Below are 22860 nucleotides of genomic sequence, written 5' to 3'. Positions count from 1 at the left end.
GGCTTCGGCTTCGTTGAGGCCGGAGAGCAGCGGGATGAGGAGGACGGGTCGTGAACTCGTCTTCGCGGCCTCATGGCGGCGCGCTCGCACGCAGGTCGGAGGCCGTTTCCAAGGTCAAGCCGCAAGGAGCGGCAGACCCACCACGTGGAGTGCGTCGCCATCCTGGAGACGGCGAAGTAGGGTGCCTGACCCGCGGTTTCGCGGTGTTCGTCGGCTAGTACTGCAACGGTCTTTGTAGTGATGGTTCGTTGGCTTCCGGTGGTGTCTGTCCTCAGCGTTTGTAGTGGCTGGTGCGGGCTTGGTGTTGGCGTCTGCGGCGCCAGGTCGACCAGTGGAGGATGTGGTTGACGGGGTTGGGGCGGCGGTGGGTGAGGCGGGTGATCAGGCGTCGGATCTCGGCGAGGCTGAGGTGGACGAGTTGGGAGGATCCGTTTCTGCGGTTTCCTCCTGAAGCTGCCGGGCTCGCAGGACGGTGAGGTAGGCATGGGCGGCCATGGCGAGGGTGATGTGGCGGTGCCAGCCGGGGTAGCGGCGGACCTGGTAGTCGTCGAGTCCGCATTCCTGCTTCGCCGTTCGGAAGCATTCCTCGACCGCCCAGCGGCTGCCCGCAATACGGATCAGCTCGTCCAGGGTGGTGCCGGTGGGGCAGTAGGCGATGTAGTAGTTGATCTGGTCGGGGCGGCTGACGCTGCGGCGGGCGAGGACCCAGTGCTGGCGGTCCTCGCGGTGGAAGGGGCGGACCTCGACCCGCGCCCAGTCGTAGATCCGCTGTCCGTGGGCGCCGTCGCCGCAGGAGCGGCGTTTCCACTTCTGCCGCGGCAGGCCGGGGAACAGATCGTGGACCGGGTGATCCATCGCCCAGCGGGTGACGACGGTGTCGTGGCGGGTGGTGGCCATGACGTGGAAGACGTCCGTCTGCTCGAGCTCGTAGCGCCAGCCTTTCGAGAAGCCGTAGGCGGCGTCCGCCGTCACCCACCGGAACGGGATCTTCCCCGAGATCGCCCGGCGGACCATGGCTCTGGCCATGGCCACCTTCGTCTCGAAGACGACCTCGTCACCGATCCCGGCTGCCTGGCACCGTCTTCGGTCGTCGGTCCAGGAGGCGGGCAGATACAGACGGCGGTCGATCAGAGTGCGCCCACGCTCGGCGGCGTAGGCGAGGAACACTCCGACCTGGCAGTTCTCCGTGCGCCCAGCGGTGCCGGAGTACTGCCGCTGGACCCCCGCGAAATGGGTGCCCTTCTTCAGGAAGCCGGTGTCGTCCACGATCAGCACCGCGTCCGGGTCGCCGAGATGGTCCACGACGTAGTCCCGCACGTCGTCCAGGACCTCGTCCGCGTCCCACTCGATCCGGTTAACCTCGCGCTTTCACGAGGTGGGGTGTCCGAGGCTTGATCAAATAAGCGGAGAGTGGTCCTGACCTGCAACGATGGGACTTGTCTAGGGTCCATGTCGCCGCAAGAAAAGAAGCACTCTCCAGGTGAAGAAGCGTATCGGGTCCTACCCACGTGCCCGCGTCGAGGGCGGTGGCCGGGCGGTGGTCTCGCAGGCCGGGGGCGTGCTGCTGGTCGAGACGGTCCGCAAGGTCGGCTTGGACACCGCGATGTCAGCGGCGCTGACGCCGTGGCGGAGGGCTCGGGCGGTGCACGATCCGGGCAAGGTCCTGCTGGACGTGGCCCTGGCGGTCGCGCTGGGCGGGGACTGCCTCGCGGATGTCGCCGTGCTGCGGGCCGAGCCGGCCGTGTTCGGGCCGGTGGCCTCCGACCCGACGGTCTCCCGCCTCGTCGACACCCTCGCAGCCTCCGGCGAGAAGGCCCTGCGGGCAGTCCGTGCCGCGCGGGCTGAAGTGCGGTCACATGTATGGCGGTTGGCCGACCGGAAAGCGCCCGATGCGGGCGGGACGGTGACCGTGGACCTCGACGGGGTGCTGGTGATCGCGCACTCGGACAAGGAGGACGCCGCGCCGACGTGGAAGCGGACCTACGGCCACCACCCGCTGATGGGGTTCGTCGACCACGGAAGCGGCGGCACCGGTGAACCCGTGGCGGCCCTGCTCAGGCCGGGCAACGCAGGCTCGAACACGGCCACCGACCACATCACCGTGACCCAACTGGCCCTGGCCCACATGCCGAAGGAGTACCGGCGCGGACGTCAGACCCTGATCCGCACCGAGTCCGCGGGCGGCACCCACGACTTCGTCGCCTGGCTCGCCCAGCGCGGGAGGTGGCTGTCCTACTCGGTCGGCATGGTGATCACCGAAGCGATCCACCAGCACGTGCTGAAGGTTCCGGCATCGGCCTGGACGCCGGCCGTCGAGGCCTGCGGCGAGATCCGTGACGGCGCCTGGGTCGCTGAACTCACCGGCGACGTCCTGGGCGGCTGGCCACAGGGCATGCGGCTGATCGTCCGCAAGGAACGGCCGCACCCCGGGGCCCAGTTGCGGCTCACGGATGCGGACGGCATGCGGCTGACCTGCTTCGCCACCAACACGCCCGGTCGGCCGATCGCCGCCCTCGAGCTCCGTCACCGGCTGCGGGCCCGGGCCGAGGACCGCATCCGCGCCGCCCGGGCCACCGGCCTGCGCAATCTCCCTCTGCACCGCACCGCCCAGAACCGGATCTGGCTGGAGATCGTGCAGATTGCTCTCGACCTGCTGGCCTGGATGCCGATGCTCGCGCTGACCGGCAAGGCCAGGTGCTGGGAGCCCCGCCGGCTACGGCTCCGCCTGTTCACCGCGGCCGGACAGCTCGTGACCACCGGCCGTCGGCGGATCCTCCGCCTGGCCCGGCACTGGCCCGGTCACATCACCGCAGCTCTCGACCGGCTCACCCAACTGCCCGACCCTGGCTGACCAGCGGATTCCCCGTCCCTTCAGCAGCATCTCAATACCCGGAGCAGTGGAATCCGGCGCCATCCCGAGACGACACTCGGGTCTTCGGCCTGCACAGCCTGAGCCCCCGGCACGAAAACGGTCCACCGACTCCGTCGGCGGACCGTCAAGAAAGATCGAGGTTAACAGCTTTGCAATTTCGTTGCCGTTGCTTGAGGCTCAATGATGTTGCGCGTCGCGTGGCGAGGCGCTGCCAGCTTATGTACGTCCGCGAGTCTAGGGGCCTCCGTGCCCACTTATGCGTTCTGGCAGGTCAGGGCACGTTGTCAGTGCGCCTTGATAGATGTCTCCTCATGATGAGTCGTGAGACTGCGTCCGACCGACCGCCGCAGCTGGACGTGCGTTTGTGGGGCAAGGAGCGAGGTCTGCCCCACCCGTACCCGGTGATGTGTCACCTGCTTGACTCAGCTTCAGTCTTCGGAGCATTGTGGGATGCACTGTTGAGTGATCGGCAGCGAACACGATTAGCCGCAGCCCTTGGCCTCGATCCCGATGATGCTCGGCGCACGTTGAGCTTCTGGGCCGGGCTTCATGACCTTGGCAAGATCAGCCCACCGTTCCAGGCACAGGTGCCGCAGGCGTTCGCAGAACTACGGAGCGATACGGATGCTTATGCCTTCGCACCGGGTGCTGATGGAGAGCGTTCATTTCGTCACGAGCAGGCCACTCATTGGGCCTTGACCCAGCTGTTGAACGAGGTGGGCTACCCCGGTGATTTTCGGAGGATGCGCGCGGCGGTGAGCCATCAGGTGGCCCAGATGCTCGGTGGGCATCACGGCTGCTACGCCACCGCTCTGACGGCGAAAGAGGTCACACACGCGAGCAGCTATCGGATCGGGCTCGGCGGTGAGGACTGGGCCGAGCAGCGTGCAGTGCACTTCGCGGAGCTGCGGCGGGTGACGGGCGCGTGGGCGGTCCCGAAGCGGGGGCTGCCCGCCGAGCTGGCTGTGGTTGTCACTGGCCTGGTGATCGTCGCGGATTGGCTGGCGAGTCAGATGGAGGCGATCGTCGCGGTCATGCCGGCGCCGGAATGGCGGGGAACGCCGGGTGAGGTCGACGAGCACTGGGAACGGACCCAGAAGGCGGCGCCATCCCTGGTAGCGGGCTCCCAGTTAGGCAGGGCCCGGTTCGAGGCAGACTGCTTCGGGGACATGTTTACGTTTCCGCCGAACGCGCTTCAGGCCGATCTCGCCGGGGAACTTCCCGGTTTGGTGAACGGTGCCGGCTTGCTCCTCGTCACGGCGCCGACGGGGGATGGGAAGACCGAAGCCGCGCTGTACGCGGCATCGGTACTGGGGCGGGCGGCAGAGGCTCGCGGGCTGTTCTTCGCGCTGCCCACCATGTCCACCGCGGACGCGATGTATCCGCGAGTGGAGGCGTTCGCGCAGCATGCTCTTGCCGGCGACCGCGCCCTGACCCTGCTGCACTCCATGGCGTGGCTCGCCCCCGCCTACAGTCCTGCCACATCGGCCGACGAGGCGTCCACATCGCAGGGGGAGTGGAGCACAGACAAGGAGACCGCGACCGAAGCGGGCGCATGGCTGAGAGGACGGCGACGCGGGCTGCTCGCTCCGCTGGGCGTGGGCACCGTCGACCAGGCGCTGAGCGCGATCCTCCCGCTCGACTTCAACGCCCTGCGCCTGTTCGGCCTGGCAGACAAGGTATTCGTGGTCGACGAGGCTCATGCGTACGGTCCGTGGATGCACCAGCTGCTCACCCGCTTGCTGGAGTGGCTCGGAGCGTTCGGTGCTCCGGTCGTCCTGCTGTCGGCGACGCTGTCGGGCCGCACGGCCACGTCCCTGATCGACGCCTACCGTCGTGGTGCCGGGTTCTTCGAACCGACGTCGGTTGCCTCCTGCTATCCGGGCTGGGTATTCACCGACGCATCGACCGGCGAAGTCCATGCTCCCCGCGCGGTGGGAAGCGGTCGTGAGCGAGTGCTCGACGTGCAGATGCGGCAGGTCCTCTGGGACGCGATGACCAACGCGGCCACACCTGTACGCGGCGGGGGGCGGCGGGAAGCTCTGCGTGAAGCGTTGAACCCCGTTGTCTCGGACGGCGGTACGGCACTGGTGTGCTGCACGACGGTGGCCGAGGCACAGCAGACCTTCCGCGACCTTTGTGCGGCCTTCCCCGCGCTGGCAGCGCGTGAGGGTGCACTGCGGCTGCTGCACGCCCGCTATCCGGCACACGTCCGTCAGAGGATCACCGCCGAGTCCGAGGCTGCCTACGGCAAACCTCGCTCCGAGGAAGACATCGCGCGATCACGGCCTGCTTCCATTCTGGTCGCTACGCAGGTGGTGGAGCAGTCCCTGGACCTCGACTTCGATCTGATCGTCACCGACCTGGCACCACTGGCACAGCTCCTGCAGCGAGCCGGCCGCGCACGTCGTCACGCGCGCGGTGACACCGGTCGTCCTGCATGGGCACTGCCGGAGGAAGCGCCACGGCTGGTCGTGCTTGAGCCGGTCGACGACAAGGGCATGACGTCGGCTCCGCGCACCTGGGGGTCCGTCTACGACGCCGGTCTTCTACAGCGCACGGCGCATCTGCTGCGGTCGCGGTCCGGTGGCGGCATCGCGGTGCCGGGTGATGTCCAGGAGATGGTCGACGCGGTGTATGCCGAGGACTTCGTCGAGCGGCTCGACGACGCCTCGCGACGCGACGAGCTGCAGCGCATGGACGCCGAGCGGTACGCGAAAGAGGCGGCCGAGACGCATATGGCAACCATGACCACGATCTGCGGCCCTTACGACGTGAATGGCAACCTCCACGAGCTCAGTCTTCGTGAGGCCGGTGTCACCGAGGAACTGCTGACGACGAGGCTCGGAGCCGACAGCGGGCGTGTCCTGTGCCTGTACGAGCAGCAGGACGGCTCCCTCACCCTGGACGAGGGTGGCCGGCTCGAGATGCCGGCGGCCAGCCGTGGCGCCCTGACCGCGCTGGACTTGCGGACCGTCATGGCACATGTCGCGCCCGTGCCCGGCCGATGGCTTCGAGACGGGGAGGGCCAGCCGCTTCCCCCAGGCTGGGACAAGACACCGGTGCTTCGAGACCTTGTCCTCCTGCGGATGCAGCGAGCCGACGACCCGGGTTCCGCATGGACGTCACGGTACGGCGGTCGCACCATCCGCATCTCGGACGTGGGCCTGGAGACAGACACGTAACCCGAACGGGTGAAACCCGGGTCATCTCGGAAAGAGAGCAGCGCACTTCTCTAACGTTCCTTGTGGCCGCCCTGGCAGTTTGCTCTCCGGTTCGCTGCCAGGGCGGCGTGGGCCCGCGGGTGCGGGCGAGAGGGGGGAGATCCGTACTGCTCTAAGAGCGGCGCATGGCTCACCTCCGCGCACGCGGAGAGCCCTGTCCCATTATGGCCGGTCATGTGATGAAGGGGGTCCGATGCCAGCCAGTACACACAATTTGTTCGAAGAGTCATTAGTGCCCGTTCGATGGATGCCGGATGCTGCCGGGCCGCGTCCCGAACGGGTGGGTCTGCGGGACCTGCTCCTGCGCAGTGCCGAGATCAGTGCCATCGCGGTGACTGACCCACCGGCCCACGCGGCGATTCTTCGCATCCTCTATGCCCTGACGGCTCGGGTGACCGGGCTGGACGTGGCCGGTTCCGGCGACTGGCCGGAGCGCCGCATCGACATCCTCGACGCAGGGCAGCTTCCGGCCGACGGCATCGACGAGTACGTCAGCCGTACCTGGCACCGCTTCTTCGTGTTCGACCCCGAGTGCGGGCGTCCGTGGATGCAGGACCCGCGCCTGGCGGCTCAATGCGATCCGGACAAGAGCGCCGGGGTGAACAAGCTGATCGTCACCCGGCCCGCCGGGAACGCCCATGCCTGGTTCCGGCACGGCAGCGATGCCCGCCCCGACCTGCCCACCGTCGCCGACGCCGTGCTGAATCTGCTGGTGTGGCATTACTACGGGCCGTCGGGGCGCGGTTCGGCCCGCGAAGTCAATGGTGTCAAGACAGCGAGCGCGTCGGCCGGCCCTTTGCGTACCGCGCTGTCCTACCACCCCGAGGGCGCCAACCTCCTGCAGACGCTGCTCGCCGGGCTGGTGGAACCCTCGCGCACGGTACGGCGCGAGGACGACCTGTGTCCGTGGGAGTGGGACGAACTACCCGACCCGGAAGTGCTTCCCCCAGCGCCCGCCGGGCCGTGCGCGCGGCTGACGGCGTGTTCCCAGCACGCCCTCCTCCTCGTCCCCGATCCGCATGACTCCGGCCAGGTAGCGGATGCGTTCATCACCTGGGCCTACCGTTCCGGCCGCATTCCCCGTGACGACGACTATCTGATCTGGCAGATCAGCCAGCAGGGCAACCGCTATCCAAGGCCCGCCGACTCCCGGCGCGCGCTCTGGCGCGACCTGGACGCCCTGCTCCTCAACGAGCCGACCGGCACGACCCAGCCGAAGCGGCCCAGGGTGTTCGAGTACGCGAGCGAAGTCTCTGAGTACCTCAGGGTGCGGGCCCTGGGGTTCGAGCAGGAGGGCCAGGCCAAGGACATCCAGTTCGTAGACGCGACGACACCTCCCGTCCTCGGCTTCGCCGAGAAACGAGCCGAGGAAGAGGGCCATGCGACGGCTCCGGCGATCGGCCGGCTCCGGCAGCTCGGCGAGCTGTACGGGCGGCGCCTGGACCGGGCGGTCCGGCGGGCGTGGACGGAGTACACCGGCGACGTGAAAGCCGACGCCGACACGTGGGCCTTCCAGGCTGCCGCCCGGTACTGGCCCGGTGCCGAGCAGGAGTTCTGGGACCGCTTCCGGCATCTCGGTACCCCCGCGGCGCAAGAGCAGACGGCCTTCGACCCGCGTGCCGCCCGGACCGCGTTCCTTGATCTGGCCCTGGCTGCCTACACGTCGGTGACGGCGTCCGTCACCGGTACCCAGCGCGGTGCCAGGGCCGTCTCCCGTGCCCGCATCGAACTGTTCGGAGGTACGCGCAAGAAGGCCACGGCACCCGCCGCACCGTGACGTTCCCGATTCGGCAGAAAGGCCAGAGCATGACCGACCAGAGCACCCTGCAGGAGCGCCCCAGGTCTGCACTCGAGCGATACGCGGACTTCACGCGGCGGATCGAGGAACTGTGCGCAGACGACCCCGGCGCCCGGACCGCGCTCCGTACCGGGCTGCGTCGCGGTCTGGACGACGTGCCGCGCATGCACCGTTTCATCGTGCCCGAGCTGCCCCGAGGCGGACGGATCCCTGCTGCACGGCAGCGGGCCTACTATGCGGTGGCCTCGATGATCGCAGCCCAGCCCCGCCACACATTTACCGCCGCCGAACCGGTGACGGACACCGAGGAGACCTCCAGGGCGGAAGCGTCGGCGTCCCAGCCGACGCCGGCGCAGAAGTACGGCAGCAGCTTGGGCCATGCGTTTGCCACCGCCGTGGCCCAAGCTGCTGCCCGCGACAGGGCGATCCGGGAGTCCACCGCCGAATCCCGCCTGAACCTTCTCACCCGGCAGAGCGCCGACGGTCTGCACCGGCATCTGCCCGCCGCGGTGCGCTACCTGTGCGACGTCGGTGTCGACGTCGACTGGCCCCGCCTGCTGGCCGATCTCATCGCCTGGCCCGACGACGCCAAGAAAGTCGCCCGGCGCTGGTTGCAGGACTACTACATCCAACAGGCCAAGTCCGAGCGGGAGAAAGCCGACAACGCCGACCGCGACGAGACCGGCCAGTAGCCCTGACTGGCCTGACGCCCCTGTCCTGTCCTTCCCGATAATCCCGCCCCCTTTCTCCCTGGAGACCACCTCATGTCCGATCAGGCCCGTTTCATCGACATTCATGTCCTACAGTCCGTCCCCTTCGCCAACCTCAACCGGGACGACACCAACTCCGTGAAGACCGTTCAGTACGGCAACACCCTGCGCACCCGCGTCAGTAGCCAGAGCTGGAAGCGCGCCATCCGCACGGTCTTCGAAGACCACATCGGCGAGGCGGCCCTGCGCACCCGGCGCATCGGAGAACGCCTCACCCGCGAACTCGAACACCGCGACTGGCCCACCGACCTGGCCCAGCGAGCCGGCGCCCACACCGCGGCAGCAAGCGGGATCAAGTTCGAACTCGCCAAGACGGCAGGGGAGAACAAGCAGACCATCCCGAACAAGGTCCTCACCAACGCGCTGGTCTACGTACCGGAGACCGCCGTCACCGAGCTGGCCGACCTCGCAGAGCGACACCGCGACGCCCTGGCCCAGGCCAAAGACATCAAAAAGCCCTCCGAAAAAAGCATCCTGCCCGCCGCCGAGGTCGAAGCCGTCCTACGCTCCCGCAACGGAGTCATCAACCTCTTCGGACGCATGCTCGCCGAGATCGACGACGCCGGCGTCGACGGCGCCGTCCAGGTCGCCCACGCCATGACCACCCACGAGACCGACGTCGAACTGGACTACTTCTCAGCCGTCGACGACATCACCGCACTCTGGGACGACGCCAGCGGCAGCGGGCACATGGGACATGTCGAATTCAGCGCCGGCACCTTCTACCGCTTCGCCACCCTCGACCTGCGCGACCTGATGAAGAACATCGGCGGCGACACCACGGCCGCCGATGAACTAGCCAGCGCGTTCCTCACCTCCTTCATCACCTCACTGCCCCAGGCCAAGAAGAACTCCACCGCCGCGCACACCATCCCTGACCTCGTCCACATCAGCGTGCGCGCGGACCGCCCCCTGTCCTACGCCGCCGCCTTCGAAGCCCCCGTCCGCGCCGACCGCGACGGCGGGTTCGCCACCCTCTCCCGCACCCGGCTCGACGCGTACGCCCAAGCGGCGAACACGCTGCTGGGCACCCGCGGCGTCTTCACCGCAGGATGGGCAGGACTGCACACCGACGACCTCACCGGCCTCGGCACCCGGCACGACTCCTTCGACAACCTGATCACGGCCGCCGTCCACGCCGCCCTGCCCGGCAAGGTCACCGCATGACCCCCCGCCAAAGGCCCGGACTGCTGCTCCGCCTCGCCGGACCACTGCAGTCCTGGGGCGAGCACAGTCACTTCAACGAACGCGACACCGCAGCTTTCCCAACCCGCTCCGGCATCATCGGCCTGCTCGCCTCCGCCCTCGGACGCCAGCGCGGCCAACCGATCGACGACCTCGCCGGCCTGTCCCTGACCATCCGCGTCGACCGGCCCGGCGCCGTCCTCAACGACCTGCACACTGTCGGAGGCGGCCTGCCCGCCCGAGCCACCGTGACCACCGCCGAAGGCAAGAAACGCACCGGCGACACCGGCACCCTCCTCACCCACCGCGCCTACCTCGCCGACGCCGCCTTCACCGTCGCCCTCACCGGCGACACCACCCTCCTCCACGAGACCCGCGGCGCCCTGGCCGCCCCACACTGGCCCCCCTACCTCGGACGCCGCTCCTGCCCACCCGAGGGCCCCCTCCTGCTCGGTCAGGCCGACGACGCCCTGCACCACCTCGTCCACCTGCCGATCGCCGCCGCCCAGCCCCCCACAGGCCACACCAAGATCACCTTCCTAGGTGACCAACCCCTCGACCAGCTTCCCGCCCCCACGGTCAACCCGCGCCCGCACGACGGCGCCCACCCCGTCAGCACCGTCAACGACCAGCCCCTCACCTTCGATCCGCGCCACCGCAGCCACCGCTCCCGACCGCTGTACCGAAGGACCCTGCACCTGCCCGCCGAACAGCACAGCGGCCTAGGCATCGCACACCTCGAAAGCCTCACCACCTACATCAACACGCACCTCAAAACAGCTGAAAGGAGCGGTCGTTGAGCGTCTGGCTAACCCGCATCGTTCCCGACCCCCGCTGCACCGAGACACGACGCGACCTCGCGGGCACCACGGCCGGCAACCTGCACCGCCGCCTGATGTCCCTGTTCCCCGACCAGGCAGGACCCGACCCCCGCGCCCGGTTCGGCGTCCTCTTCCGCCTCGAAGACACACCGGCCGGCCCCCACCTGCTCCTGCAGAGCACCCACCAACCCGACCTCGCACGGCTCCCCGCCGACTACGGCAGCATCCTCAGCCGCCCCCTCGACGACCTCCTCGACGCCCTCAAACCCGGCCTCACCATCCGCTACCGCTGCGCCGCCAGCCCCGTCCGCAAACCCGGCGCCACCACCCGAGCCCTTTACGACCTCCCCGCCGTCGTCCCCCTTACCGGCGCCCTCGCCGACGAATGGTGGACCCGTCAAGCGGACGGCGCAGGACTGCGTCCCCTCACCCTCCACTCTCTGCCCCTCGACGCCGCCCGATCTACATGTCCGAATGCCTCCGGCACCACCGCAGGCATCCGGCACGCCCGCGTCCGCTTCGACGGAACCGCGACCATCACCGACACCGATCTCCTGCGCCGCAAAATCACCGACGGCATCGGCCGCGGTAAGGCATACGGCTGTGGACTGCTCAGCATTGCCCCCGCACGGAGCACCGCATGAACAACACCAGCGGACAAGCCCGCCGCCGGCTTGCCGCGCCCACCGTCGCCATGCTGCCCCGCATCGCCGACTCCCTCTCCTTTCTCTACCTGGACATCGTCCGCATCCACCAGGACGACACCGGAGTCCGAGCCGAAGTCACCACCGAGCAACGCGGCACGGAGACCGTCTACTTACCCACCGCCGCACTCAGCTGCGTTCTCCTCGGCCCCGGCACCTCCATCACCGCCCGTGCCCTGACCACCCTCGCCCGTCACGGCACCACCGTCCTCATCACCGGCGCCGGAGGTGTCCGTACCTACGCCGCTGCCCTCCCCGACTCCCTCACCACCACATGGCTCGAACGCCAGGCCAGCGCATGGGCCGACGACAGCCGGCGCCTCGCCGTGGCCACCGCCATGTACGAGAAACGGTTCGGCCGGGGAAGCGTCCCTCCCGGGGCTACCCTCGCTCAGCTCCGAGGGTTCGAAGGCCAACGCGTCAAGGCGCATTACCGCCTCCTCGCCGGGCAGTACCGCATCGGACGCTTCCGCCGGGCCTACGACCCGGCGTCGTGGGACACCCAGGACCCGGTGAACCTGGCACTCTCCTCTGCCAACACGTGCCTGTACGGCATCGTCCACGCAGCCATCCACGCCCTCGGCTGCTCCGCCGCCCTCGGCTTCGTCCACCAGGGCAACCAACAGGCGTTCGTCTATGACGTCGCAGACCTCTACAGCCGACCTCACCATCCCCCTCGCCTTCTCCCTACACAACTCCACCAACCCAGAAGCTGAGGCGCGACGCTCGTTCCGCGACGGTCTGCGGCTGTTCAAACTCCTCCCCCGCATCGTCACCGATATCCAAGATCTCCTCGACCCCGGCTCCGACCGACAGCCCCCCGATCCCGAGGAGCACATGGTCGACCTGTGGGACCCCGTCATCGGCTCCATTCCCGCAGACGTCAACCACGCCGACGTGCCGCCCGACCGCTCATAGGAAAGGCATTCGCCATGCCATCCATGATCACCATTTCGGCGACTGCAGTCCCCGACCACCTCAGAGGAGCACTGAGCCGGTGGCTGCTCGAAGTCACGCCGGAGCTCTACGTCGGCACCGTCTCCGCCCGCGTCCGCGACGAGCTCTGGGCCTCGGTAGCCGCATGCACCGGCGACGGAATGTCCGTCCTGATCTACCCCAGCGACAATGAGCAGGGATTCGAAATCCGAACCGCAGGTACCCGTCGGCGCAGCCCTGTCGACTTCGATGGCATGACCCTGATCGTCTTTGGAGTGACAGGTAAAGAACTGGCAATCCCGATCTAACGCTGCAGCTCATGGAGTGTGTGTCCGCTCCGCGCAGGCAGAGGTGAACCGATCCGCCTGGCCGACGGAGTCCTCGTCGTCGGGTCCGCTCCTCGCAGGCGGAGGTGAACCGGCGGCCCCCAAACAGTGATCAACCTGAAGCCCGTCCGCTCCGCGCAGGCGGAGGTGAACCATTGCTCGGGGTCATGCCGAGGTGGGCGGCGAGGACCGCTCTGCGCAGGCGGAGGTGAATCGCAGGGCCACAGTCCACACGCAGTCGCTGGGCCAGAAGACGCGCCCCGGCTGGACTCGAACCTGCGGCCAAGCGCTTAGAAGACACCTGCTCTGTCACAACGTTTTCGTCCGTTCGGAGCCGAGTGCTCGATGGGTCGATCCTGGTGATTTCGGTACCGGCGTGGCGATTTGTCGTATGGTTCGCCGACGGCAGACATATTGATCCCGGAAGGGACTGGAATCGTGCGGCGAAGGAAGCGAACCTAGATCAGCTCGCGGAAGAGTGTGTGCGTGAGCGGGGCAACATAGCCGACGATCACCGGTTAGCCAAACCGGCGGTTCTCTGGACCATTGGAGAAGTCCGGTCGCCGTGTGATTTGCATGCGATGGCCGGATGGCTGTGTATCCCCACACCTCACTCCAAGGAGCTTTCCCATGGCCGCAGTTGTTAGTGAAGGAAGGTTTCATCTTTCCGATCGGCAGTGTTTCGCGATCCTGGACTGGGCTGGTGAACAGCAGCAGAGCGACCTCGTTCTGCGCGCCTTCCTGGCCTCCATCGCGCTTGCGGCGCTGCGCCCGGAGGAAGCCCTGGCGCTGCGTGTTCGAGAGGTTGAACTCGCAGAAGACGGCCCCGGTTGGCTCCTGGCCCACTCTCAGGCTCGAGAGCGCCGCGAGAAGGATGCGGACCGTGCGGGCGCTGTACGGCGTGTTCCCGTCGGCCGTTCGCGGCGATCCTGAAGGAGGAGATCATCCGGCGCGATCTCCGCCCTGATGACGCGATATTCGTTCTCGACGATGGACGGCCGCTGACCGCCGAGGTCTACCGGAAGGCCTGGCGGCAAGCGCGGGCGGCGGTTCTGCAAGCGCATGAACTCGACTCGCCGCTCGGGAGGCACGTCTCGGCCCTCCGCGACGCGTGCATCGCGGCGTGGTTGAAGAACGGCGACCAGACAGCGGGGCACATCCTCGCAGTGGCCAAATGCGCCGGAATGAGCGCTCCTCGCCTCGCCGAACGGTTCGCGTACTGCCTTCGCAGGCCGACATGGGACGAAATCCCGTGGGATCGACTCGAAGCTGCCTTGGCCCTTCCTGACCTGCCGAGCCAGCCGACTCAGACCGAACGGCGTCCGTAGCGGTACTCCGGGTCGCGGCTTCTCCGCGATTCTTCCCTGCCTCACGACAGGCAGCGGCTGGGCGGAGCATGGTTTCCGCCTAGCCGGGCTCCCCTCTCCCGTACCTCACAGAGAACCTCCGATGCCTGCACGACTTTCGCCTGCCCCCACCGCTTCCTCGACAGCCGTACACGCGGCCTTCCTGACCGTGAGGGACGTCGCCGATTACCTCAACCTCTCACCCCACACCCTTTATGTCTGGCGCCACCGTCGTCAGGGACCGCCGAGCTTTCGCATGGGCCCCCGCGGTCGCGTCGTGTACCGGGTGGAAGCTCTTGACGCCTGGGTCCGCGAACAGGAACAGGCGGATTCCCGCTCCAATCCGAAGCTGAACCCGCTAAGCGGTGCTCCGCAGCAACGCAGCCGCCCCGCCGCCTGACCCGCCGGACACCCTTTGCCCGCCCTCGGAAATGGAGCTCCACCTGGCCGGCTACATCGAAGACCGCTGGATCAAGAAGAAGAAGGACCCGGTCACCGGGCAAAGGGAGAAGACCGCTCGCTACGGCAAGGGGAAGCGGTACAAGGCTGCCGGCATACCCGGGGTGCGGGACCGATCCTTCGATGTCCTGGAGGATGCCAAGGCGTGGCTTCGGCGGGCGGCTACCGACGAGGAGCGGGGCGAGTTCGTCGACCCGCGCGACGGGTCCATCACGCTTGCGGACTACATCGCGATGCACTGGGCGCCGGGCAGAGGTGGTGTTCCGAAGACCCAGGACAACCAGGAGCGCAGAGCGCGCCTGCACATCATTCCGCACCTGGGCCGACTGCCCCTGAGGAACATCACGGCGGCGGATCTGCGCGCTTACATAGCCACGTTGGAGTCAACCGTCTCCTCGGTCGACTACTAGCGCGGCATCCTGTCCGAGCTTTCCTCCATTCTGGAGGCGGCTGTCGATGACAAGCGGCTCGCGAACAACCCGATGCACGCGAAGTCCGTGCGGTGGCCCAAGGCGACTCAGGAGCGCCGCGAGGCTTGGCTGCTGAGGACAGCGCTGCGAGTCCGCGACGTCATCAGCCCGCGCAACCGGATAACCGTCGTCCTCGGTCTGGGGTGCGGACTCCGCCAAGGCGAGGTGTTCGGCTTGAGCCCAAAGGACATCGACTATGCGAGAGGTGTCCTCCATGTCCGCCGCCAAGTCCAGGCGATCAAGGGGAGGCTGTACTTCGCCTTGCCGAAGGGGAAGAAGACTCGTGTCGTCGATATGCCCCCCTCGGTGGCCGAGGAACTCAAGCGCCATGTCGAAGCGTTTCCGCCGGTGGAGGTGGAGCTTCCATGGGGGAAGCCAGATGGACAGCCAAGGAAGTTCTCCCTTTTGCTGACCACGCGGTTCGGCAACGCCATCGCAGTGAACACGTGGAACACCTACACCTGGAAGCCTGCGTTGGCCAAGGCCGGGATCATCCCGCCGCGCGCCGAGGGGGCGAAGAAGTGGCAATGGGAGGCAGCGCCGAAGGACGGCTTCCATGTGCTGCGGCACACTTACGCATCCGTCATGCTGGAGGCGGGGGAGTCTGTCGTGACCGTGGCTCGGTGGCTCGGGCACTCCTCGCCGGCAATCACCCTCGGTTACTATGCTCACTTCATGCCTGAGGCCGGAAGCAAGGGGCGGACGGCAATCGACGGACTGCTAGGGAGGCAGGGAGATCCGCATGGCATTCGAAACTCCCCAGATTCTCCCCAGGGCTGATGGCCGACCATCTCCGCTCCCCGGCACCCTCAGGGCTTGCCGTGGATTGCAAGGTTGAAAAGGGGGGTGACCAAAGAAAGTGCTGAGAGAGGTGACCGCGACCCGCTATGTCGAACCCCTGCGGTCCGGTGGGTCGGTTCCCGGGATCGTCGAGGCCGACGACCTGGGGACCTACGTCGTGAAGTTCACCGGATCCGCTCAGGGGCGCAAGGCGCTGGTCGCCGAGGTGGTGGTGGGGGAGCTGGCGCGCGCCCTGGGGCTGCGGTTCCCCGAACTGGTGCTCGTGCACTTCGATCCCGGGCTCGCCGCGCACGAGCCGCACCAGGAGGTGCGCGAGCTGCTGCACGCCAGCCAGGGGGTCAACCTCGGCATGGACATGCTGTCGGGCGCCGTCGACTTCACCCCCGAGGCGGCGCGGCGGTTCGCCGTGGACCCGCTGGAGGCGGGCCGGATCGTCTGGCTGGACGCCCTGACGGTGAACGTGGACCGCACGGTGCACAGCTCCAACCTGATGCTGTGGCCCACCCTCGGCGTGGCGCCCGCGCGCCTGTGGCTGATCGACCACGGCGCGGCCCTGGTCTTCCACCACCGCTGGGACGCCTCGGCGCCCGAGAAGGCGTACGACTTCCGCCACCACGCCCTCGGCCACTACGGCCCGGACGTGCGAGGCGCCGACGCGGAGCTGGCCCCCCGGGTGACCCGGGAACTGCTCACCGCGGTGCTGGACGAGGTGCCGGACGCCTGGCTGGAGGGCGAGCCGGGGTTCGCGACGCCGGACGCGGCCAGGGCCGCCTACGTCGACTACCTGGCCGCCCGCGTCGCGGCGTCCGCCGCCTGGCTGCCCACCGACTTCCCCAGCCCCGAGCAGCGCAGGGCCGAGGAAGCCCGCCGGGCGGCCACGACGCGGCAGGGGCGGCCGGACTGGCTCAAACAGGTACCCGACCTGCACGGCAAGCCGGACGCGGAGCGGGACTGGTCGGCCCACCTGGGGTGACGGCGCCGACGACCCGGCGCGGGGCCCGGGACGGCGCTTCCCGAAGCCGCGCGCCCCGAGTATTGCGATCACCGTCCCGCTTGTCCGCGCCGGGCCCTCGCTCGTGCCGGCGCCTCCAGCCCGCGAGGGTCAGCCCGTGAGCCGGTCGTACGCCGGCAGGGTCAGGAAGTCGGCGTAGTCCTCGTCGAGGGCGACCTGGAGGAGCAGGTCGTGGGCCTGCTGCCACTTTCCGGCGGCGAACGCCGCGTCCCCGATCTCGGCCCGGACGCCGTCCAGTTCCTCGGCGGCGACGGTGCGCACCAGCTCGGGGGTGGCCTTCTCGCCGTTCTCGAACTCGACGCCCGCGTTGATCCACTGCCAGATCTGGGAACGGGAGATCTCGGCGGTCGCCGCGTCCTCCATCAGGTGGAAGACGGCCACCGCGCCCAGGCCGCGCAGCCACGCCTCGATGTAGCGGATGCCGACCTGGACGGCGTTGACCAGCCCCGGGTACGTCGGCTGGGCGTCGAGGGAGTCGATCGCGATCAGGTCGGCCGCCGTCACGTCGACGTCCTCGCGCAGCCGGTCCTTCTGGTGCGGCCGGTCGCCGAGCACCCGGTCGAAGGACGCCATGGCGATCGGCACCAGGTCGGGGTGGGCGACCCAGGAGCCGTCGAAACCGTCGGTCGCCTCGCGGTCCTTGTCGGCCCGGACCTTCTCGAAGGCCGCCTCGTTGACCTCGGCGTCCCGGCGGGAGGGGATGAAGGCCGCCATGCCGCCGATGGCGTGCGCGCCGCGCTTGTGGCAGGTGCGCACGAGCAGTTCGGTGTACGCGCGCATGAACGGGGCCGTCATCGTGATCGCGTTGCGGTCCGGCAGGACGAACTTCGCTCCGCCGTCACGGAAGTTCTTGACGAGGGAGAACAGGTAGTCCCAGCGCCCGGCGTTCAACCCGGAGGCGTGGTCGCGCAGTTCGTAGAGGATCTCCTCCATCTCGTAAGCGGCCGTGATCGTCTCGATCAGCACGGTGGCCCGGACGGCGCCCTGCGGGATGCCCAGGAGATCCTGGGCGCACACGAAGACGTCGTTCCAGAGGCGGGCCTCCAGGTGGGACTCCGTCTTGGGCAGATAGAAGTAGGGGCCCTTGCCGAGGTCGAACAGGCGCCGCGCGTTGTGGAAGAAGTACAGGCCGAAGTCCACCAGGGCGCCGGGCACTTGAGTGCCGTCGGCGTCGACGAGGTGACGCTCGTTCAGGTGCCAGCCGCGCGGACGCGTGACGACCGTGGCGAGCTCCTCGACCGGACGCAGGGCGTAGGACTTGCCGGACTCCGGGTCGGTGAAGTCGATGGCGCGGGTGAAGGCGTCGATCAGGCTGAGCTGACCGAGGACGACGTTCTCCCAGGTGGGCGAGGAGGCGTCCTCGAAGTCGGCGAGCCACACCTTGGCCCCGGAGTTGAGCGCGTTGACGGTCATCTTCCGGTCGGTGGGACCGGTGATCTCCACCCGGCGGTCCTCCAGGGCCGCCGGGGCGGGCGCGACCCTCCAGGAGTCGTCCGCGCGGATCGCGGCCGTCTCCGGGAGGAAGTCGAGGGCGCAGGTGCGGGCGATCTCGGCACGGCGCGCGGTGCGGCGGGCCAGGAGTTCGTCGCGGCGCGGCGTGAACCGCCGGTGCAGCTCCGCCACGAAGGCGAGCGCCGCGTCGGAGAGGACCTCCTCCTGCCGGGGCAGGGGCTCGGCGGCGACGACGGTCAGCGGGGACGGCGCTGGAGCGGACATGAGCGGTCACTTCCTTAGAGGGTTACGTCAGCAGAGGGCTCACTGCTTCGTCAGCAGAGGGTCACGTCAGCGAAGCACGCGCACCGCCGTCGTGCTGGGGTGCGAAGGTTCAACAGTGTGTTGACGGCACGGGAGGATTCTCCAAGTCGCGGTACGGCGGCACCGGCTGACGCGCCGCTCGCACTAGGGGTGCGGTCCCGCTCGGGCCGGGTGCGTCGCGCCCGCTCGCGCCGGGCGGCGTGAGGCGCCGGGTGGGGTGAGGCGCCGGGTGGGGTGCGCGGGCTCAGTCGAGGTGTTCCAGGTCGGCTTCGGTGTCGATGTCGTAGTCCCGTGCCACGTCACCGCACTCGACGAGGGTGAGCGCGTCCGCATGCTCCTTCAGATAGGCGCGTGCCCCCCGGTCCCCGGCGGCGCTCGCCGCCACGCCCGCCCAGTGGGCCGCGCCGAACAGCACCGGATGCCCGCGCACCCCGTCGTAGGCCGCCGAGACCAGCGACGTCTCGTCCCGGCAGGCGGCCAGGACCCGCGCCACCGCCGCCACGCCGATGCCCGGCTGGTCGACGAGCGAGACGAGCGCGGCCCGCGCGCCCGAACCGGCCAGCGAGGCGAGACCGGCCCGCAGCGAGGAACCCATGCCCCGCTCCCAGTCGGGGTTGTCGACGAGCACGCAGCCCTCCAGCCGCGCCCGCTCGCGCACCTCGTCCGCCCGTGCGCCCAGCACCACGTGCACCCGTGCGCATCCGGCCGCGCGCAGCACCCCGGCCGCGTGCTCCACCAGCGGCCGGCCGCGGTGCGAGAGCAGAGCTTTGGGGCGGCCGCCGAGCCGCCGCCCCCCGCCGGCGGCCAGCACCAGTCCGGCGACCTCGTCCTCTGTGCGTGTCATGAGTCCTGCATACCTGACGGACCGTCGGCGGTGTGATCCACCAGGGGCTGAATTTCGGCCCCCGCGCTAGCGCGCCCAGCCCTGCGTGTCGTTTACTGTCCGGCGTCTGGGGACTGCGCACGGCGACGTGCGAAGGGGAGGGCTGCGTTGCAGAGCTTGGGGCAGATGCCGGTGACCGGCAGCGACGAGGACCCGAGGGTGGCGGGGCTGCGCACCGCCGTGTCCCGGTTGCGCCGCGCGCTCGCCGCTCATCCCGCGGAGTTTCCCGACCGCGCGATAGCCGAGGACGAGCTGGCCGCGCTCGCCGCGATGGCCGCCCACGGCGCCCCCGAGATCCCGCTGTTACAGGGCTCCCTGCTGCTGATCGCCGGATCGATCGGCTCCGTCAGCGCGCTGGCCCGCGGACTGTCCGAGGTACGCGCGGCGGTGGACCTGTTCGGAGGGTCTCCGCGCGCCTGACCCGTCGCTCCGCCGCGCCCCCGCGTACGCGGGTAGCGCGACTCTCTTCCGGCTCCTCGGGTCAGGGCGCCGCGTGGGAACTGGCCAGTGCCTGGGACAGCTCCTTCGCCGCCTGCTGGAGGACGGGCGCGATCCGCTCCTGGGCGGCCTCCGTGACACGGCCGGCCGGACCGGAGTGCGTCTCTTGACGGGGTCAGAGCGGGCGGGAAGACTCCTTCAACAGAACGTTGAAGTCCGCAGCCCGCTCCATGGACGTCCCTTCGCCTCCGTACCGCCTACGTCCCGTCTCCGCCGCGCCGGAGACAGCGCGCCGGAGACGCCGTGGCGGAGGCAGCGTGGCGCGGAAGACGGCAGAGAGGGGTCCGGGTGTCCGACGCCGAACTGATGCTGCGCTCGACACGCGTCGTCACGCCCGAGGGGACGCGCGCCGCTTCGGTCGCCGTGGCGGGCGGCACGATCACGGCCGTACTGCCCTACGAGGCCGAGACGCCCGCCGGCGCCCGCCTGGAGGATCTCGGCGACGACGCGCTGCTGCCCGGCCTGGTCGACACCCACGTGCACGTCAACGACCCCGGCCGCACCGAGTGGGAGGGTTTCTGGACGGCCACGCGGGCGGCGGCGGCCGGCGGCGTCACCACCCTCGTCGACATGCCGCTCAACTCCCTCCCGCCGACCACCACCGTCGAGCACCTCCGCGCCAAGCAGGCGGTCGCCGCAAGCAAGGTCCACGTCGACGTCGGCTTCTGGGGCGGCGCGCTGCCCGGCAACGTGAAGGATCTGCGCCCGCTGCACGACGCCGGGGTCTTCGGCTTCAAGGCGTTCCTGTCGCCGTCCGGCGTGGAGGAGTTCCCGCACCTGACCCAGGACCGGCTCGCCGCCTCGCTGGCCGAGACGGCCGGCTTCGGCGGCCTGTTCATCGTGCACGCCGAGGACCCGCACCGCCTCGACGCCGCCCCGCGGCACGGCGGCCCCAAGTACGCCGACTTCCTCGCCTCCCGCCCGCGCGGCGCCGAGGACACCGCTGTCGCCGCCCTGATCGCGCAGGCCCGGCGCCTGGACGCCCGGGTGCACATCCTGCACCTGTCCTCCAGCGACGCGCTGCCGCTGATCGCCGAGGCCCGCGCGGAGGGGGTGCGGATCACGGTCGAGACGTGCCCGCACTACCTGACCCTGAGCGCGGAGGAAGTCCCGGACGGTGCCAGCGAGTTCAAGTGCTGCCCGCCCATCCGCGAGGCCGCCAACCAGGACCTGCTGTGGCAGGCGCTCGCCGACGGCGTGATCGACTGCGTGGTCACCGACCACTCGCCCTCCACCGCCGACCTCAAGACGGACGACTTCGCCACCGCCTGGGGCGGCATCTCCGGGCTGCAACTCAGCCTGCCCGCGGTGTGGACCGAGGCGCGCCGCCGCGGACACGGCCTGGAGGACGTGGTCCGCTGGACGTCCGCGCGCACCGCCGCCCTCGTCGGACTGGGGCGTAAGGGCGCCATCGAGGCGGGCCGCGACGCCGACTTCGCGGTCCTCGCGCCCGAGGAGACCTTCACCGTGGACCCGGCCGCCCTCCAGCACCGCAACCGCGTCACCGCCTACGCGGGCCGCACCCTGCACGGCGTGGTGAAGTCGACCTGGCTGCGCGGCCAACGCATCCTCGTTGACGGCGAGTTCACCGCGCCGAGTGGGCGCCTGCTGACCCGGCCGCACTGAACCGCCGCCCGCGCGGCCCCACTTCCGCCTCCGCGCCCGCCCCCGTGCAGCCCTGCCGCCTCCGCCTCCGCACCGATGCGGCCCCGCTGCCGCTTCCGTCCCCGCGCCCGTACGGCCCCGCCCCCGCCTCCGCACCAGCCGACACCGAAAGGAAGAACTGATCACCGTGACGGCGACTCCTCGTTTCACCGGCGACGCGAACCCCTACGGCGGCGGAGACCCGTACGCCGACTACCGCACCGCCGACTTCCCCTTCGCCCGGCACGCCGACCTCGCCGACCGCCGGCTCGGCGCGGGGGTCATCGCCGCCAACGACGAGTTCTTCGCCCAGCGCGAGAACCTGCTGCTGCCGGAGCGCGCCGTGTTCGACCCCGAGCGCTTCGGGCACAAAGGCAAGATCATGGACGGCTGGGAGACCCGGCGCCGCCGCGGCGCCTCCGCCGACCAACCCTGGCCCGCCGCCGACGACCATGACTGGGCCCTCGTCCGGCTCGGCGCGCCCGGCGTCGTACGGGGCGTCGTCGTCGACACCGCCCACTTCCGCGGCAACCACCCGCAGGCGGTCTCCGTCGAGGGCGTGTCCGCAGCGGGCGCGCCCTCCCCGGAGTACCTGCTCTCCGACGACGTGAAGTGGACGACGCTGGTCCCGCGCACTCCGGTCGGCGGCCACGCGGCCAACGGCTTCGAGGTCGGCGTCGAGCAGCGCGTCACCCATCTGCGCGTCAACCAGCACCCCGACGGGGGCATCGCCCGCCTGCGCGTGTACGGCGAGGTCGTGCCCGACCCGCGCTGGCTGGAGGTGCTCGGGACCTTCGACGTGGTCGCCCTGGTGAACGGCGGCCGCGTCGAGGACGCCTCCGACTTCTTCTACGCGCCTGCCGCCCACACCATCCAGCCCGGCCGCTCCCGCACGATGGGCGACGGCTGGGAGACCCGCCGTCGCCGCGACCAGGGCAACGACTGGATCCGCTACCGGCTGACCGCCCGTGCCGAGATCCGCGCCGTCGAGATCGACACCGCGTGCCTCAAGGGCAACAGCGCCGGCTGGGCCTCGGTCTCCGTCAGGGACGGCGAGGACGGCACGTGGACCGAGATCCTGCCGCGCACCCGCCTCCAGCCCGACACCGACCACCGGTTCGCGCTGCCCGCACCCGCCGTCGGCACCCACGCGCGCGTGGACATCTTTCCGGACGGAGGCATCTCCAGACTGCGGCTGTTCGGCTCGCTGACGCGGGAGGGGGCGGCCTCCCTGGCCGTGCGCCATCAGGAACTGGGGGGCTGAGCCATGGACCTGGGCGGCTGACCGCCGGGACTGGGCCGCTGACCCCTGGAACCGGGCGGCTGGGCCCCGGGACTGGGCCGCTGACCCCCGGC

At 69.5% G+C, this 22860-nt stretch carries 18 protein-coding genes and 3 pseudogenes; 17 read left to right on the top strand and 4 right to left on the bottom strand.

Annotation, left to right across the window (positions count from 1 at the left end; genetic code table 11):
* Positions 1-381: 381 nt before the first annotated feature.
* A pseudogene (locus ABZ861_RS07635) lies at positions 382-1359 on the bottom strand (IS701 family transposase); the annotation flags it as partial.
* A 121-nt stretch (positions 1360-1480) separates the two neighbouring features.
* Here ABZ861_RS07635 and ABZ861_RS07630 point away from each other — a divergent pair.
* The 14 genes and pseudogenes from ABZ861_RS07630 (at position 1481) to ABZ861_RS07565 (ending at position 16685) form a co-directional block, all read left to right on the top strand.
* Entirely contained in the window at positions 1481-2851 is a 1371-nt protein-coding gene (locus ABZ861_RS07630; RefSeq protein WP_361625284.1) for an IS1380 family transposase, read from the top strand.
* Positions 2852-3183: 332 nt separating this feature from the next.
* On the top strand, positions 3184-6057 hold the full coding sequence (cas3, locus tag ABZ861_RS07625; protein WP_361625281.1) for a CRISPR-associated helicase Cas3': 2874 nt from the start codon (positions 3184-3186) through the stop codon (positions 6055-6057).
* Between the two features lie 253 nt (positions 6058-6310).
* Positions 6311-7873, top strand: coding sequence for a type I-E CRISPR-associated protein Cse1/CasA (gene casA, locus ABZ861_RS07620; protein WP_361625278.1), 1563 nt, complete (start codon positions 6311-6313; stop codon positions 7871-7873).
* 29 nt (positions 7874-7902) lie between these two features.
* The gene (gene casB / locus ABZ861_RS07615) at positions 7903-8586 is read left to right on the top strand and encodes a type I-E CRISPR-associated protein Cse2/CasB (protein ID WP_361625275.1); all 684 of its coding nucleotides are present in this window, start codon (positions 7903-7905) and stop codon (positions 8584-8586) included.
* A gap of 72 nt (positions 8587-8658) precedes the next feature.
* Entirely contained in the window at positions 8659-9831 is a 1173-nt protein-coding gene (gene cas7e, locus ABZ861_RS07610) for a type I-E CRISPR-associated protein Cas7/Cse4/CasC (protein WP_361625272.1), read from the top strand.
* Positions 9828-10649: a type I-E CRISPR-associated protein Cas5/CasD gene (gene cas5e / locus ABZ861_RS07605; RefSeq protein WP_361625269.1), complete on the top strand. Its 822-nt coding sequence runs from the start codon at positions 9828-9830 to the stop codon at positions 10647-10649. Before cas7e ends, cas5e begins: the two co-directional genes overlap by 4 nt.
* Entirely contained in the window at positions 10646-11314 is a 669-nt protein-coding gene (gene cas6e / locus ABZ861_RS07600; RefSeq protein ID WP_361625266.1) for a type I-E CRISPR-associated protein Cas6/Cse3/CasE, read from the top strand. The genes cas5e and cas6e overlap by 4 nt, the downstream gene beginning before the upstream one ends.
* A pseudogene (cas1e, locus tag ABZ861_RS07595) lies at positions 11311-12292 on the top strand (type I-E CRISPR-associated endonuclease Cas1e). Before cas6e ends, cas1e begins: the two are co-directional and overlap by 4 nt.
* Before the next feature lie 14 nt (positions 12293-12306).
* Positions 12307-12618: a type I-E CRISPR-associated endoribonuclease Cas2e gene (gene cas2e, locus ABZ861_RS07590; protein ID WP_361625263.1), complete on the top strand. Its 312-nt coding sequence runs from the start codon at positions 12307-12309 to the stop codon at positions 12616-12618.
* 648 nt (positions 12619-13266) lie between these two features.
* Positions 13267-13569: a hypothetical protein gene (locus tag ABZ861_RS07585; RefSeq protein WP_361625260.1), complete on the top strand. Its 303-nt coding sequence runs from the start codon at positions 13267-13269 to the stop codon at positions 13567-13569.
* A gap of 516 nt (positions 13570-14085) precedes the next feature.
* Positions 14086-14382 (top strand): helix-turn-helix domain-containing protein, encoded by a 297-nt coding sequence (locus tag ABZ861_RS07580; protein WP_361625257.1) that lies wholly within the window; start codon positions 14086-14088, stop codon positions 14380-14382.
* A gap of 31 nt (positions 14383-14413) precedes the next feature.
* Positions 14414-14851 carry a hypothetical protein gene (locus ABZ861_RS07575; protein ID WP_361625254.1) on the top strand — a complete coding sequence of 146 codons (438 nt, stop codon included), beginning with the start codon at positions 14414-14416 and terminating at the stop codon, positions 14849-14851.
* A 72-nt stretch (positions 14852-14923) separates the two neighbouring features.
* Positions 14924-15691 (top strand): site-specific integrase, encoded by a 768-nt coding sequence (locus ABZ861_RS07570; protein ID WP_361625251.1) that lies wholly within the window; start codon positions 14924-14926, stop codon positions 15689-15691.
* 79 nt (positions 15692-15770) lie between these two features.
* Positions 15771-16685, top strand: a complete 915-nt coding sequence (locus ABZ861_RS07565; protein ID WP_361625248.1) for a HipA family kinase — start codon at positions 15771-15773, stop codon at positions 16683-16685.
* A 129-nt stretch (positions 16686-16814) separates the two neighbouring features.
* On the opposite strand, the gene aceB is transcribed toward ABZ861_RS07565, so the two are convergent.
* Both aceB and ABZ861_RS07555 read right to left on the bottom strand, forming a co-directional pair.
* Positions 16815-18440: a malate synthase A gene (aceB, locus tag ABZ861_RS07560; protein WP_361625245.1), complete on the bottom strand. Its 1626-nt coding sequence runs from the start codon at positions 18438-18440 to the stop codon at positions 16815-16817.
* Between the two features lie 283 nt (positions 18441-18723).
* On the bottom strand, positions 18724-19323 hold the full coding sequence (locus tag ABZ861_RS07555; protein WP_361625242.1) for a nucleotidyltransferase family protein: 600 nt from the start codon (positions 19321-19323) through the stop codon (positions 18724-18726).
* A 171-nt stretch (positions 19324-19494) separates the two neighbouring features.
* On the opposite strand from ABZ861_RS07555, the gene ABZ861_RS07550 reads away from it, so the two are divergent.
* Positions 19495-19782: a DUF5955 family protein gene (locus ABZ861_RS07550; protein ID WP_361625358.1), complete on the top strand. Its 288-nt coding sequence runs from the start codon at positions 19495-19497 to the stop codon at positions 19780-19782.
* Between the two features lie 61 nt (positions 19783-19843).
* Here ABZ861_RS07550 and ABZ861_RS07545 read toward each other — a convergent pair.
* Positions 19844-19963: pseudogene (locus ABZ861_RS07545) on the bottom strand (IclR family transcriptional regulator); the annotation flags it as partial.
* 185 nt (positions 19964-20148) lie between these two features.
* Between ABZ861_RS07545 and allB the strand changes: the two are divergent.
* Together allB and alc are read left to right on the top strand one after the other, a co-directional pair.
* Entirely contained in the window at positions 20149-21486 is a 1338-nt protein-coding gene (gene allB / locus ABZ861_RS07540; RefSeq protein WP_361625239.1) for an allantoinase AllB, read from the top strand.
* Between the two features lie 166 nt (positions 21487-21652).
* Complete coding sequence (gene alc / locus ABZ861_RS07535) at positions 21653-22768, top strand: allantoicase (RefSeq protein WP_361625236.1); 1116 nt, start codon at positions 21653-21655, stop codon at positions 22766-22768.
* The last annotated feature ends 92 nt before the right edge of the window (positions 22769-22860 follow it).

The organism is Streptomyces sp. NPDC046985, from assembly GCF_040644415.1.
In the GTDB taxonomy this organism is placed as follows: Bacteria; Actinomycetota; Actinomycetes; order Streptomycetales; family Streptomycetaceae; genus Streptomyces.
This window is presented reverse-complemented; position numbering and strand designations above follow the sequence as displayed.

What these genes read in the sequence shown, in the direction of transcription:
- cas3 (WP_361625281.1), top strand. Translation starts at nt 3,184, where the DNA reads ATGATGAGTCGTGAGACTGCGTCCGACCGACCGCCGCAGCTGGACGTG.
- casB (WP_361625275.1), top strand. Translation starts at nt 7,903, where the DNA reads ATGACCGACCAGAGCACCCTGCAGGAGCGCCCCAGGTCTGCACTCGAG.
- cas7e (WP_361625272.1), top strand. Translation starts at nt 8,659, where the DNA reads ATGTCCGATCAGGCCCGTTTCATCGACATTCATGTCCTACAGTCCGTC.
- cas5e (WP_361625269.1), top strand. Translation starts at nt 9,828, where the DNA reads ATGACCCCCCGCCAAAGGCCCGGACTGCTGCTCCGCCTCGCCGGACCA.
- cas2e (WP_361625263.1), top strand. Translation starts at nt 12,307, where the DNA reads ATGCCATCCATGATCACCATTTCGGCGACTGCAGTCCCCGACCACCTC.
- ABZ861_RS07585 (WP_361625260.1), top strand. Translation starts at nt 13,267, where the DNA reads ATGGCCGCAGTTGTTAGTGAAGGAAGGTTTCATCTTTCCGATCGGCAG.
- ABZ861_RS07580 (WP_361625257.1), top strand. Translation starts at nt 14,086, where the DNA reads ATGCCTGCACGACTTTCGCCTGCCCCCACCGCTTCCTCGACAGCCGTA.
- ABZ861_RS07575 (WP_361625254.1), top strand. Translation starts at nt 14,414, where the DNA reads ATGGAGCTCCACCTGGCCGGCTACATCGAAGACCGCTGGATCAAGAAG.
- ABZ861_RS07570 (WP_361625251.1), top strand. Translation starts at nt 14,924, where the DNA reads ATGCACGCGAAGTCCGTGCGGTGGCCCAAGGCGACTCAGGAGCGCCGC.
- aceB (WP_361625245.1), bottom strand. Translation starts at nt 18,440, where the DNA reads ATGTCCGCTCCAGCGCCGTCCCCGCTGACCGTCGTCGCCGCCGAGCCC.
- ABZ861_RS07555 (WP_361625242.1), bottom strand. Translation starts at nt 19,323, where the DNA reads ATGACACGCACAGAGGACGAGGTCGCCGGACTGGTGCTGGCCGCCGGC.